The following is a 12,783-nucleotide window of genomic DNA, read 5'->3' as shown; positions in this document are numbered from 1 at the left end:
AGGCTCACGCGTGGTTCATGTGACCTGCGTCAAACCTGCGCGCGGCGGTGAACCGGCGGGGGGCGTGGTGCGTGGTCGAGGTGACCGGATTCTCCAAGGACCGTCCGGAGGTCCCCCGTGCCCGAGATCAAAATCGACTACGACGTCCTCAACGACGCCAAGCAGCGCCTGGAAGCCCTGGCGGGCGAGATCGACCCGCTCATCAAGAAGGGCATCTTCGGACGGCTGAGCTCGGGCTACGGCGAGGCGCAGGCGGTCCTCGGCCATGAGGCCGTGGCCACCGCGATGTCCACCTTCCACACCAACGCCACCAGCACGATGGGGCGCGCGGACAAGGGCATCAAGGAGCTCGCCGCGGCCTTCGGTTCCGTGGGCGAGGCGTTCCGGGAGTTCGACTCCGAGCTGGGCGCCCAGATCGGTGTGATGAGCGCCAACCTGCACGTGCAGAACTGGAAGCAGCAGAAGGCCCAGTGGGAGTACAAGCAGCAGCACCTGAAGGAGTGCGAGGGGCCCGGCGAGCTGCCGGACTTCTGCTCCGCCACGGACCCCGGTGACACCCCGCCCGACTTCCACCTGGACACCAACCGCGGTCACATCGACTCGCACGTGGAGGTCGACGCGGACGGCAAGGTCACCAAGGAGGTGACCACCGTCGAGTACGACGGCAAGAAGTACACCTCCACCACCAACTACAACGGCGACAGCTACACGACGGACACCACGTACCCGGACGGCAGCACCGCCCACACGGTGGCCAACATCAACGGCGACGGCAGCGGCACCATGACCGTCACCAACAGCGACGGCGGCCACACCGAGTACACCCGCGGCCCCAAGGGCTCCGACGGCAAGTCCCCGGAGTGGACGTACTCCGGCGGCGACAAGCCCGGCGGGGACCCCGACGACCCGAAGAACCCGAACAACCCGGACACTCATCCGCAGAACCCGGGTACCCACGGCGGAACCAACCCCAAGATCGCCTGATCGGGAGCACCCCCCACAGGCTCATCAGAACAGAAAGGCGACGCAATGCCTGCGATTCACATCGTTCCCGAGGACGTCCGGCAGCGGGCGGCGGCGCACGCGTCCACCTGCACCGAGTGGATGGCCCGGCTCGAGGGCCTGAAGGGCCAGGTCGAGAGCATGCTCAACGACGAACTGGTGCTGCCCCAGGCCAGCGGGGCCATCCGTGACGCCTACCAGCAGTTCACCGGCAGCCTCACCCAGGCCATCCACGGCCTGGAGAACTTCGGCGAGGCCTTCACCTCGATCGCCAAGGGCGCCGAGGACTTCGACACCCAGGTCGCGAGCAACTTCAAGAAGTAGCGGCCGCACGCGAAGGGCCGGGCGGGACATCGTTCCCCGCCCGGCCCTTCGTCGTGTCCGGGGCCCGTGCCGTGGTCCGCACCGCAGCGCGGACCACGGCGCGGGGATCACTCCGTGCGGAGCGAGGTCAGCGGCACCTGGAGCGCCATCACCTCGCTGCCCCGCCCGGCGGTCCAGCCGCGGCCCGCGTGGGGTGCCACCCGTGTGACGGCGTGCGGGAGCCGCACGCCGATCAGGTCTCCCTCGGTGATGCTCTTCGGCCCCAGCAGCAGACCGCGGCGGGCCTTGCGGGCACTGGACATCCAGCCGCTCATGCCGCCCTGGACGCCGTCGGCCGTCGCGGCGTAGACGAGACCGAGGCCCTGGTCGCGGCCGGACACCGTGATCTCCTTGAGGAGTTTGTCGGCGCCGGACATCGCCAGCAGGTCGGCGTCGTCGACCATCACCACCCGCGGTCCGGGCAGTTCGGCGAGCGCCGAGCGCACCGCCTCCTCGGTCGGCTCGCTGTCGGTGATCACCCGCACGGTGGTGTGCCGGCTGAGCCCCCGCAGCGGGGACTCACGCGGGGTGAGGACGAGCAGCGAGGTGCCGCCGGCGAGCAGCGAGACCGCCAGCGACGCCAGGGTGTTGCTGCGTCCGGAACCGGTGGGGCCGATGACGCCGAACACCGCGGACGCGCCGGCGAGGTCCACGCCGACCGGTTCGCCCTCGTCGCCGCCGATGCCGAGCAGACCCCACAGGGGGCGCCGCTGCTCGGCGGGCACCTTGTCGTAGACGTCGGCGAACTCCGCCGACCGCGGCAGCGAGGCCACCGCGAAGGGGCGCCGCGCCTGCGGCACCCGTGCGTCGCGCTTGAGCGCGGCGGCACCGATCTTGCGGAGCGCCTCGACCTGCTCGGTGCCGCCGCCCGCCGCGAGCAGCGCGACCTGGGTCTCGGTACCGGTCAGCACGTGCCACCCGCGGCCGGGCGGGATGTCCGCCGGCAGCTTGCCGGGCTTCATGCCGACGGCCTGGACGTCGGAGCGGTCGCCGGGCCGCAGCAGCAGCCGGTGGTCGTTGTGGGCCGCCATGCGGCCGCCCAGCAGGGAGCGTTCCGAGGTGCCGACGAAGTGGATGCCCGCTCCGGCGCCCTCGCGGACCAGGCGGACCATGTCCTGGTACATGTGGCTGTACTCGTGCTCGTCGAGCATGGCCGACAGGGCGTCCCAGCCGTCGACCAGCAGCAGGATGTGCGCGGGGCGTTCCGCCTTCGGCAGCACCTTGCGCAGTTCGCCGATGCCGGTGGCGTTGTGCTGCTGGGCCAGTTCCTGGCGGTTGACCAGCTCCTGGTTGAGGCGGCGCAGCAGCCGTTCCAGCCGTTCGGTGTCGTGCCGGGGGACGACGGCACCGCAGTGCGGGAGCGTCGTGAGCGCGGCCAGGCCGCCGCCCGCCGCGTCGATGCCGTAGAAGTGCACGTCGGCGCTGCTGTGGTGGCGGGCGGCGGAGCCGGCCAGGGTGCGCAGCACCTGGGTGCGGCCGGACCTGGGCGCGCCGACGACGTACAGGTGGCCGAAGCTGCTGAGGTCCGCGGCGGCGACGTGGCGCTGCTGCAGCTGCGGCACGTCCTCCAGGGCGTAGGGGATGAGCAGCCGTCCCTCGCGGACCGGGTTCATCGCGTCGAGGTCGTCGAGCAGGACCTTGCGCTCCAGCGCGGGCAGCCACGGGCTGGGCTGCGGGACGTAGTCCTCGAGCCGGTCCACCGCCCCGCGGATCTCGTCGACCAGGACCTGGAGGTCGGTGGGGGCGGGCGCCTGGGCGCTCTGGGTGAACACGACCTCGGACGCGGCCGGCGCCGCGGCCCGCCCGAGGGCGTCCCAGGACAGTTCCGCCGCCACGACGGGCTTGCGGGCGCCGCTGTCGGCCTCGGTCTCCTCGTCGGTCCTCGGCCGCGGCCGCTCGGCGCCCACCCAGGCGGTCTGGAAGGGCTCCGCGGACTTCGGGCCGCGCCGCACCAGGGCGCGGCCCGGGGTGCCGGCGGAGATGTCGACGGCGTCCGTGACGTCGATGACGTCCTGGCTCTCGGACTGGTCGGTGACGCGCAGCGCGATCCGCAGGTTGGTGTTGGCCCGGATGTCGGCGGTCACCACACCGGCGGGCCGCTGGGTGGCCAGGACGAGGTGGATGCCGAGCGACCGGCCGCGCTGGGCGATGCTGATGAGGCCCGGCACGAAGTCGGGTACCTCGCGTACCAGGGTGGCGAACTCGTCGATGACCAGCAGGAGCCGGGGCAGCGGCGCGAGCGTGGGGTCGGCGGCGCGCTTGGCCTGGTACTCGGGGAGGTCCTTGGAGTTGGCCGCGGCGAGGACGTGCTCCCGGCGCATCAGCTCGGCGCCCAGCGACTCCAGGGCGCGTTCGACGAGGTGGGCGTCGAGGTCGGTCACCATGCCGAGGGTGTGCGGGAGCTGCGCGCACTCCTTGAAGGCGCTGCCGCCCTTGTAGTCGACGAGGACGAAGGTCAGTTCGTCGGGCCGGTTGGCGGCGGCGAGGGAGGCGACGAATGTCTGCAGCAGTTCGGACTTGCCGGAGCCGGTGGTCCCGGCGACGAGGCCGTGCGGACCGTCCTGGACGAGGTCGAGGGAGAACGGGCCCTCGAAGCCGCTGCCGAGCACGAAGGAGGTGGTGGAGGGGCGGGCCCGCCAACCCGCCAGGAGCGTGTCGGCGCTGGGCGGTTCCTGGTTCAGCAGGTCGAGCAGCTTCACGCGCTGCGGCAGTCCCGCGTCGTGCTCGGGGCTGACGTCGCGGACCGGCGCCACCGCGCGGGCGACCTGCTCGCACCACTCGGGCGTGACCTGGTCGGCACGGACCGCCGGGACGTCGGGCGTGCCGGGACGCTTGACGGTGAGCCGGCCGGCCTCGGCGAGCACCACTCCGGTGCTCTCCTCGGGCAGCAGCCGCTCCTGCTCGTCGAGGCAGACGCTGAAGACGCGCGTCGCCGGGCCCTCGGTGAGGACCTGGACCATGCCGGGCACGTCGCGCAGCCGCCGGGCGCCGTCGGCGATCACCAGGATGTCGGGGCCGACGACGGCCGCGTTGCGGTCGTGGCTCGTGGCCCGCTTGCGGACCTGGATCTGCGCGACCAGCTCCGAGACCCGGGCCGCGGTCGACTCGGGGTCGTTGCCGATGAGGACGAGCGGGCCGCCGGCCGCCGCGGGCCGCACGTGCGGGAGCCAGCGCACCCAGGCCCAGTCGTCGGCGCGTCCCGGTTCGGTGAGCAGCACGATCCGCAGGTCGCGGGGGCTGTGCAGCACCGCTGCCTGCACGGCCATCCATCGGGCGAGCGGCTGCACCTGCGCCGCCGGTCCCGCCACGCCCACCACGCCGTGGCCGCTGAGGTCCACCGCGATGGGGGCGTCGGGGATGTTCCATCGGATGGTGCGGTGGTTCTCGTCGCGGGCGGGGTCCTCGAGTTCGCGCAGCGAGGGCTGGTCGGCGGTGCCCAGCCGCAGGACGAGGTGGTCGGGGTCGTGGCGGCGCCGCTCCCACAGCCGGCTGCCCGGCCCGGTGGCCATCAGGGCGACGGCGGCGGGGTCGGGGCCGGTGACGTGGCGCACCCGGCGCTCGCGGGCGACGGCCTCGCGCACCCCGTCCTCGACCGCGACGCGCCGCCGGTTGTACTGGCGGTCCGCCTCCTCGTAGTCCTTGCGGGCGGTGCGGCGGCCGGTGACCCAGTTGGAGAGCATCATCATCGGGCCGAGCGCGATGAAGACGACGAAGTAGTACGACTTGAAGATGGCGACCATGAAGAAGCCCATGATCACCGGGGCGATCATCATGGCCGCGGGGAAGGGGCGCTTGCCCGGGGCCGAGGGCGGCGAAGGCAGCCGGACCCGCTCGCCGTCCAGGTGCGGGGCGATGCGCGGCGGGCGGTTGTAGTCGATGCCGAAGCCGTCCGCGGACGGGGTGACGGCGGCGTCCGCCTCGACCGGCGCGCTCATCCGCAGCAGGACGGAGCCCGCGGTCAGGTCCTCGCCGGGCGGCCAGGGCACCGGCTGTCCCGGGGCGGCGGTCCGCTCGGCGGTGACCCCCTGCGGGCGGGTCCGGCGCAGCGCGGTGACGGCGTCGTCCGGCGGGGGCGCGGGGACCCGGCCGCGCACCTCGTCGCCGGGCGCGGTACGGGTGCGGTGCCAGTGCGCCGAGCCGTCGGCACCGACCGTCACCCACAGCCCGCCCTCGGGGACGCCGTGGCCTTCGAGGCGGATCGCGCACAGCGGTCCCGAGCCGATCTCGTGGCTGCCGAAGCCGAGCAGCCAGGTGCGCCCGGCCTGCGGTCCGGAGACCACGTGGACCTCGGCGAGCACCGGCCCGGCGTCGGTCTCCGCGCCGACCCGCACCCGGTCGGGGTCCGTTCCGGCGGCGCCGAGGCCCAGGACGCCGCCTTCGCGCAGTCCCGCCGAGGCGACGGGCGCGTCCGGGTCGAGCCGGCGGCCGTCGAGGTAGAGGTCGCGGGCGCGCGTCCCGTCCACGGCCTCAGCGAGGTCCGCGACGGTGGTGCGCGGCGGCAGCCCTACGAGGTGGTCGCGGCGCGCACCGTCCGCGCCGTCGACGGTGGTGATGGTGAGGTTCACGGTCTTCCCAGTTCGGGCGTCACGAGGACGAGGAGCGTGCGGTGGCTGCGGAGACGCCCGCCGGTCCGAATGCGGCCGGCTCGGCGAGGTCGTCCTCGTCGCCGGGTTCCGCGGCGGCGGGGGTGGTGGGGGCCGTGGCGGGTTCGGGGCGGGGGGCGGTCGCGGAGACCGCCATGGCCGCGGACGGGAGCCCGGACTCGACGAGGTCGTCGTCGGCGGACAGGGTGTGGAACGCCTTCGGCGGGTTGGGGCCGGCGCCCTCGTCGTCCCCGGGCACCGGCGGCAGTGCGTGCACCAGCCGGGCCACGGCGCGGGCCAGGGGCAGCGCGTCGACCGTGAGGGCGGGCGGGCCGCCGTGCAGGCGAAGGTGCCCGTCGCGGTCCGCCTCCAGGATCAGGGTGCTGTGGTGGGCCACGCCTAGGGTGAGCAGGCGCACGCCGGCCGGCCGGTTGCGGTCCGGCGCCTCGGCGCTCACGGCATAGGTGGTGCCGGGCCGTTCGAAGACGTCGTCGGGGCCGTCGTGCCGGGGGTGCACCCCGGCGCCGACCACGACGCGGCCCGCGGGCAGGCGGGCGTCGAGCTGGGCGGCGAGGGCCTGGACCACCGCGCGGGCGGTGCGCCGTTCACCGGTGACGGAGACCGCCGGGGGAACGGCCGTCAGGTCGAGCAGCACCGCGTCGGTGCCGGCCCTGCCGAGGCAGACCAGGACGGGGGCCTCGCGGCGCCCGGTCTCCGGTGCGGTGCCGAGGTCGGCGCGGCCGATCCACCACAGGCGCGGTTCGGCGGCGTCGCGGGCCCACGGTTCGGGCAGGACGCCCTCCCCGCCGTGGCCGTGGGCGACGTACACGCCGATGACGTCGGTGCCCAGGAGCGCCGCGTACGGCCGGGCGCCGGGGCGTTGGGCGGCGGCGCGGCGCAGCGCGGTCGCGGCGTCCGCCCACCCGGAGGGGTCGCGGAGCAGGCGGCCGAGCACCCGCAGGCCGCGGCGGTGCCGCAGCTGGGTGCGGACGGGTGTGGCGAAGGCGCGGGCGGCCGTCGTCAGTTCGCGGACGACGCGGCGGCGCAGCGCGCCCCAGCCGCCCTTGCGGCGGACGATCCAGTGCGCCAGGACGACGACGAGGATCAGCAGGCCGACGAGTCCGATGAGCCGGGTCCAGCCGGCGGGGACGTTCACGCGGCCACTCCGTCCACGCCGCGGCGGGCGAGTTCGGCCCGCAGGGCCCGCACGCCGTGGTGGGTGCGGGACTTGACGGTGCCGCGCGGCACACCCATGTCGGCGGCGGCGTCGGCTCCGCTCTGGTCCATGACGTGGACGCGGACGACGGCCTCGCGGTGGGCCGGCGGGAGGGCGCTCAGCGCGGCGAGCAGCACGGAACGGTCCTCGACGAGGCCGGCGTGGTCCCCGGAGTGCTCGAGCGCGGTGCCCGCGAAGTCGGCGGCGGTGATGCCGACGGGCACGGCGCGGTCGCGGCGGCGGTGGTCGACCACGAGGTTGCGGGCGACCCGGAACAGCCACATGCGGACCGGCCGCTCGTGCACGTCCAGCCGTCCGGCGCGCTGCAGGGCGCGCAGCAGGGTCTCCTGCAGCACGTCCTCCGCGGCGTGTACGTCACGGCCCATCAGGCCGGTGACGAACCTCCGCAGGCTGTCCCGCTCGGCGATGATCAGGCTGGCGACAGCTCTGCGTTCGTCGGCGCCGCCGGTGTCGTGCCCGGCGAGGACGTCCGCCCCGCCTTCACGACAGTCGGACTCGTTCACACACATGGCGTAAAGATTAAGCTGCTGAACGAGATGCTCTGACCACAGTGTTGGCGCATATTCGATCATTCGCTGTCACACTTGGTGAAATCTTAAACTATTGTTCACCCTGCCGAAAGCAAGGGGCGGACGCGCCCCCTACGCTTCCGCGCAGATTCCCGAGCCGACAGGAGACCACGTGCCTCCCCATCCCGATCCACGGGACCCCGAGGTTCTCGACGGGGCCGAGCCCCGTTTCGCGGACACCTTCGCCCGACGCCCCTCCCTGCCGCACCGGCGGCTGCTGCCGGACCGGCGGGCGTGGAGCGTGCTGGCGACCACCTCGGCCGTCATCGGCTGCGCGGTGCTGGTCGTGCCGCTGATGGCGCGCATCGACGTGCTGCCCGACAAGGGCGGCAAGGGTGACCCGGTGGCGGTGGCCGAGCCCAGCACGTTGCAGAGCGGCGTCCTGCCGGCGTCGCCCGGCACGAACGGCACCAAGGCCTCGCCCGCCGCGGGCGGCAACGTCCCGCCGGCGTCCGGGTCGCAGGGCGGCCCGAACGGCGGCGGTTCGGCGGGCGGCACCGGCACCGGCGGCGGCGGTCTGCCGCCCGTGGGCGACGCCCCGGGCACCACCGGTGGCGGCGGAAGCGCCAGTGGCGGCGGGACCGGCGGCGGTGGCGGTTCGGCCACCGGCGGCTCCGGCAGCTCCGGGGGCTCCAGCGGTTCGTCCGGCTCCGGGTCGGGTTCGTCGGCGGGCAACCCGACGCCCTCCAAGACGCAGCAGACGGCCACCGTGCCCGGCGTGCGGATCCGCAGCGTGCAGAGCGGGCGCTGCGTCGCGGTCAGCGGCGCCAAGAACAGCACCGGGCGCGACGGCGCCCGGCTGCAGATCCAGGACTGCGACGGCGGCGCCTGGCAGAAGTGGGACTTCCGTTCCGACGGGACCGTCCGCGCCTTCGGCATGTGCATGGACCTGGGCGGCGCCTCGTTCACGGACGGCGCGGTCATCCAGCTGGCCCGCTGCAACGGCGGCTGGGCCCAGCAGTTCAGGCTGAACGGCTCGAACGACCTGACCAACAAGAACAAGTGCGTCGACGTGCTCGACAAGGGCACCTCCGCCGGTACCCCGCTCCAGTTGTGGACGTGCTACGGGACGCCGAACCAGAAGTGGGCCAAGGCCTGACGGTCCTCGTGTGATGCCGTCCCCGCCCCTCCCCGGGGCGGGGGCGGCATTCGCCTTCCGGCGTACGGGTGGCGTCCCGGCCCGGCCTCAGCCCCGGTCGTCGGCGAGGACCACCGAACGCGTGAGGTGCCGGGGGGCGTCCGGGTCGAGGCCGCGGGCCGCGCCGAGGGCGGCGGCCAGCCGCTGGACGACGACCAGGTCGGCGAGCGGGTCGCGCCCCAGGGCCACCAGCCGGCCACCGGTGCGCGCGATCTCCCCCTCCAGTCCCGCCGGGAGGTCCCCCGGGTCGCCGAACCACCACGCCACCCGGCCGGGCCCCGTGACGCTGATCGGACCGTGCCGGTACTCCATGACCGGGTACGCCTCCGTCCAGGCGCCGGCCGCCTCCCGCATCTTGAGCGCCGCCTCCTGTGCGACGCCGTAGGCCCAGCCGCGGCCGAGGAAGGTGAACTGCTCGGTCTCCAGCAGCCCGTCCGGCAGCGGCGCGGCGAGCGCGGCCTCCGCCTGGGCGGGCAGCCCGGCGAGTTCCTCCCCCAGCAGGGCGCGCAGCAGGACGAGTTCGGTGGTGGCGAAGCGGGTCTGGACGACCGAGGTCTCGTCCGCGAAGTCCAGCACCACCGCCGCGTCGGCCAGTCCCATCACGGGAGTGGCGGGATCGGCCGTGACGGCCACCGTCGGAACGGTGCCGCGCAGCCGGGCCAGCACCCCCAGCACCTCGGTCGTCGTGCCGGAGCGGGTGAGGGCGACGACCCGGTCGTAGGCCCGGCCGGCCGGCATCTCCGATGCGGCGAAGGCGTCCGTCTCCCCCTGGCCCGCGCTCTCGCGCAGCACCGCGTAGGCGTGGGCCATGAACCACGAGGTGCCGCAGCCCACGACCGCGACCCGCTCGCCGGGCCGGGGCATCGCGGCCCGCCAGGGCGCCTCCGCGTCGCCCGCGAGGGCGATGGCGCGGCGCCAGCAGTCCGGCTGGGCCGCCGTCTCGGTCTCGGTCCTGCTCCGGTTCGCGTCCTGGGTCCGGCTCTGGCCCTGGCTCGGGCTCGGGCTCTGGCTCTGGCTCTGGCTCATCGATGGACTCCCCTCCCCGGCCGGTGGCCTGCCCTTGACACCGAGCACGTCCGGTCGAGCATCATGTGTGAAGTTGCTCGACTCTAGCAATTTTCCTGCAGAAAACTGCATGCTGCTTCATGAAGTGGGCGGGACGGCGGAAGGGAGAGGTGGCCCGTGCGACGGCAGGCCCGGTCAGGCGCGGACGACCTCCACGCCGGCCGCCGCGAAGGGCTCGACCAGCGCGGCCGGCGCACTCCCGTCCGTCACCAGGACGTCGACCTCCGCCACCGGGCAGATCCGGGCGAAGGCCCGCCGCCCCAGCTTGGACGCGTCGGCGACCACCACCACCCGCTCGGCGCGCCGGGCGAGCGCCCGATTGACGCTGGCCTCGCCCTCGTCCCGGGCCGCCGCGCCATGGGTGACGTCGAGGGCGTCCACGCCGAGGAACACCACGTCCAGGGTGAGTTGCGCGAGCAGTTCCGCGGCCAGCGGCCCGGTCAGCTCGTACGAGGCCGGGCGGGCGACACCGCCGGTCACCACCAGCTTCACGTGCCGCCGGACGGCCAGTTCCCCGGCGATGTTGAGCGCGTTGGTGACGACCGTGAGCGCGGTCTCGGCGCCGCTGTCGGCGAGGTCGGCGCGTGCGGCGAGGGCCCGGGCGACCTCCGTGGTCGTGGTGCCGCCGTTGAGCCCCACCACCGCGCCCGGCTTCACCAGGGCCGCGGCCGCCCGGGCGATGCGCTCCTTCTCCGGGGCGTTGCGGGCGGCCTTGTACCGCAGCGGCAGGTCGTAGGCGATCGCGTTGATCACCGCGCCGCCGTGGGTGCGGGTGACCATGTTCTGCCGGGCCAGTTCGTCCAGGTCGCGCCGGATCGTCGCGGCGGAGACCGCCAGTTCGGCGGCGGCGGGCTCGACCTCGACGCTCCCGTCCCGGGTCAGCATCTCCAGCAGCGCGCTCCATCGGGCCTGTGGTCCCGCCATCTCCTCGTCCCCTGTCCTCGGGTGGGCCGGCCCGGCCCGGCGCCCGCGTGTGGTCACGCGCCGTCACGCGTGTTTCTGCGGCTTTTCCCGGCGGAACCGTCACGTTCACGCATCATCATCCCATCCTCGAGAGGTCGCCACGTCATGCCGCTGGTCCCCACCGCCGAACTCGTCCGCGCGGCCTACGCCGACGGGTGCGGGATCGGTGCCTTCAACGTGATCACCCTGGAGCACGCGGAGGCGGTGGTCGCCGGCGCGGAGGCCGCCGGGCGGCCCGCGGTCTGCCAGATCAGCGAGAACGCCGTCCGCTTCCACGGCGGTTCGCTCGCCCCGATCGCCCGCGCGACGGCCGCGGTCGCCGAGTCCGCCACGGTCCCCGTGGGCCTCCACCTCGACCACGTCACCGACGAGGAACTGCTGCACCGCGCCGCGGACTGCGGGTTCGGCTCCGTGATGTACGACGGCTCGGGGCTCCCCCACGACCGCAACGTCGCCGCCACCCGCGCCGCCGCGGACCGGGCCCACGACCGCGGTCTGTGGCTGGAGGCCGAACTCGGCGAGATAGGCGGCAAGGACGGCGTGCACGCCCCGGGCGCCCGTACCGACCCCGCCGAGGCCGCCGCCTTTGTGGCCGCCACCGGGATCGACGCCCTTGCCGTGGCGGTCGGCAGCTCCCACGCCATGACGACCCGTACCGCACGGCTCGACCACGATCTGATCGCCCGCCTGCGCCGAGCGGTGCCCGTACCCCTGGTCCTGCACGGCTCCACCGGGGTACCCGACGAGGAGCTGCGCCGCGCCGTCGCCGGGGGCATGGTCAAGATCAACATCGGCACGGCGCTGAACATCGCCTTCACCGGCGCGGTACGCGACTTCCTCGCGGCGGACTCCGCCACCGTCGACCCGCGCCGCTACCTCACCTCCGCGCGCAGGCGCATGGCCGCGGCCGTGGAGAGCGCCCTGCGCGTCCTCGGCTGATCCCTGGTCGCGGGGCACGAGCGCGGTCGGCGCGCGGGCCCGGTCAGCGCCGGCCCGCCGCCTGGAGCCGCCTCAGCGTCCACCCGCGCCCGCCCGGGTCGAGCGGGCGCGTCGCGGCGGTGAACAGCTCCGCCGCGCGCCGGTAGGACAGCCGTCCGCGGCCGGTGCGGAACAGCGGCCCGTCGACGCGCCCCAGCACGAGCAGCGGCAGCAGCCGGGCCGAGCCGTCCCCCCAGCGCAGCGGCTCCCCCACGCGCTCGCGGGTGCGACGGCCGGGCAGGACGAGGTCGTCGACGTCGAGCGCCAGGAGCCGTTCGATGGGCGCCCCCGTCTCGTGGAGCAGGTGCCAGAAGGCCTGCTCGCGCAGCGGCGCCGTCAGCCGCAGTACCTCGCGGACCTGCTCGGCGCCGAGGCCGGCCTCGGCGCGGCGCGGCTTCGGCACGGGCAGCGGCCGCAGGCCGTCCGTGGGATCCGCGGACAGCCAGCCCGCCGCGCGCCACCACGCCACGGCGCTGCACAGGACGGACAATTCGCGGTTGGCGGTACGGGCGCCGACCGCCGCGGACCGTGCCGCGAAGGCGTCGCGGAGCCGCCCCGCGGTGCCCGGTGTGTCGAGCAGGGCCAGCGGGACCGCCGGGGGTTCGGCGTTGCGGCGGCCGCCGCCGACCGGCGGGGGACGGTCGACGAGTCCCCAGGCCCAGGTGGCCAGCGCGATCCGGTAGACCCGCCGCGATCCCTCGCCGAGCCCGGAAGCGGCCAGGAAACAGTCGACGGCCACGGCGTACTCCACCGGCTGGGTCATACGGCGTCCGCCCCTCCCCCGTCGATCCGCCGCAGCGGCTGAGCAACGTGCCGCCGCGATCGACCGCAGTAAATCACTCTCCAACCTGAACCGCAGCCATCATAAGTTGATTCGACCCGACT

At 74.5% G+C, this 12,783-nt stretch carries 10 protein-coding genes; 4 read left to right on the top strand and 6 right to left on the bottom strand.

Annotation, left to right across the window (positions count from 1 at the left end; genetic code table 11):
• The first annotated feature begins 117 nt into the window (after positions 1 to 117).
• Both ACZ7MY_RS39010 and ACZ7MY_RS39005 read left to right on the top strand, forming a co-directional pair.
• Positions 118 to 984 (top strand): lipocalin/fatty acid-binding family protein, encoded by an 867-nt coding sequence (locus tag ACZ7MY_RS39010; RefSeq protein WP_499610047.1) that lies wholly within the window; start codon positions 118 to 120, stop codon positions 982 to 984.
• A gap of 45 nt (positions 985 to 1,029) precedes the next feature.
• Entirely contained in the window at positions 1,030 to 1,326 is a 297-nt protein-coding gene (locus tag ACZ7MY_RS39005; protein WP_354801257.1) for a hypothetical protein, read from the top strand.
• Positions 1,327 to 1,433: 107 nt separating this feature from the next.
• Here ACZ7MY_RS39005 and ACZ7MY_RS39000 read toward each other — a convergent pair whose 3' ends face one another.
• Genes ACZ7MY_RS39000 through ACZ7MY_RS38990 form a run of 3 tightly spaced genes read right to left on the bottom strand, consistent with a single transcriptional unit; the run spans position 1,434 to position 7,694 of the window.
• Complete coding sequence (locus ACZ7MY_RS39000; protein WP_499610044.1) at positions 1,434 to 5,930, bottom strand: FtsK/SpoIIIE domain-containing protein; 4,497 nt, start codon at positions 5,928 to 5,930, stop codon at positions 1,434 to 1,436.
• Between the two features lie 19 nt (positions 5,931 to 5,949).
• Entirely contained in the window at positions 5,950 to 7,104 is a 1,155-nt protein-coding gene (locus ACZ7MY_RS38995; RefSeq protein WP_499610041.1) for a hypothetical protein, read from the bottom strand.
• Positions 7,101 to 7,694, bottom strand: coding sequence for a sigma-70 family RNA polymerase sigma factor (locus ACZ7MY_RS38990; protein WP_499610039.1), 594 nt, complete (start codon positions 7,692 to 7,694; stop codon positions 7,101 to 7,103). Before ACZ7MY_RS38990 ends, ACZ7MY_RS38995 begins: the two co-directional genes overlap by 4 nt.
• 172 nt (positions 7,695 to 7,866) lie before the next feature.
• Here ACZ7MY_RS38990 and ACZ7MY_RS38985 point away from each other — a divergent pair, with 172 nt between their 5' ends.
• On the top strand, positions 7,867 to 8,853 hold the full coding sequence (locus ACZ7MY_RS38985; RefSeq protein WP_499610038.1) for a ricin-type beta-trefoil lectin domain protein: 987 nt from the start codon (positions 7,867 to 7,869) through the stop codon (positions 8,851 to 8,853).
• Between the two features lie 87 nt (positions 8,854 to 8,940).
• Here ACZ7MY_RS38985 and ACZ7MY_RS38980 read toward each other — a convergent pair whose 3' ends face one another.
• A complete protein-coding gene (locus ACZ7MY_RS38980; protein WP_499610035.1) occupies positions 8,941 to 9,918 on the bottom strand; it encodes an SIS domain-containing protein in 978 nt (325 codons plus the stop codon).
• A gap of 174 nt (positions 9,919 to 10,092) precedes the next feature.
• On the bottom strand, positions 10,093 to 10,881 hold the full coding sequence (locus tag ACZ7MY_RS38975) for a DeoR/GlpR family DNA-binding transcription regulator (protein ID WP_499610032.1): 789 nt from the start codon (positions 10,879 to 10,881) through the stop codon (positions 10,093 to 10,095).
• Between the two features lie 144 nt (positions 10,882 to 11,025).
• Between ACZ7MY_RS38975 and ACZ7MY_RS38970 the strand changes: the two genes are divergently transcribed.
• Positions 11,026 to 11,859 carry a class II fructose-bisphosphate aldolase gene (locus ACZ7MY_RS38970; protein ID WP_499610029.1) on the top strand — a complete coding sequence of 278 codons (834 nt, stop codon included), beginning with the start codon at positions 11,026 to 11,028 and terminating at the stop codon, positions 11,857 to 11,859.
• Between the two features lie 43 nt (positions 11,860 to 11,902).
• Here the strand turns inward: ACZ7MY_RS38970 and ACZ7MY_RS38965 are convergent, their stop codons facing one another.
• Complete coding sequence (locus ACZ7MY_RS38965; protein WP_499610026.1) at positions 11,903 to 12,661, bottom strand: site-specific integrase; 759 nt, start codon at positions 12,659 to 12,661, stop codon at positions 11,903 to 11,905.
• Positions 12,662 to 12,783: the final 122 nt, after the last annotated feature.

The organism is Streptomyces sp. NPDC111520 (assembly GCF_055635295.1).
This window is presented reverse-complemented; position numbering and strand designations above follow the sequence as displayed.

What these genes read in the sequence shown, in the direction of transcription:
- ACZ7MY_RS38990 (WP_499610039.1), bottom strand. Translation starts at nt 7,694, where the DNA reads ATGTGTGTGAACGAGTCCGACTGTCGTGAAGGCGGGGCGGACGTCCTC.
- ACZ7MY_RS38975 (WP_499610032.1), bottom strand. Translation starts at nt 10,881, where the DNA reads ATGGCGGGACCACAGGCCCGATGGAGCGCGCTGCTGGAGATGCTGACC.
- ACZ7MY_RS38965 (WP_499610026.1), bottom strand. Translation starts at nt 12,661, where the DNA reads ATGACCCAGCCGGTGGAGTACGCCGTGGCCGTCGACTGTTTCCTGGCC.
- ACZ7MY_RS39005 (WP_354801257.1), top strand. Translation starts at nt 1,030, where the DNA reads ATGCCTGCGATTCACATCGTTCCCGAGGACGTCCGGCAGCGGGCGGCG.
- ACZ7MY_RS38970 (WP_499610029.1), top strand. Translation starts at nt 11,026, where the DNA reads ATGCCGCTGGTCCCCACCGCCGAACTCGTCCGCGCGGCCTACGCCGAC.
- ACZ7MY_RS38980 (WP_499610035.1), bottom strand. Translation starts at nt 9,918, where the DNA reads ATGAGCCAGAGCCAGAGCCAGAGCCCGAGCCCGAGCCAGGGCCAGAGC.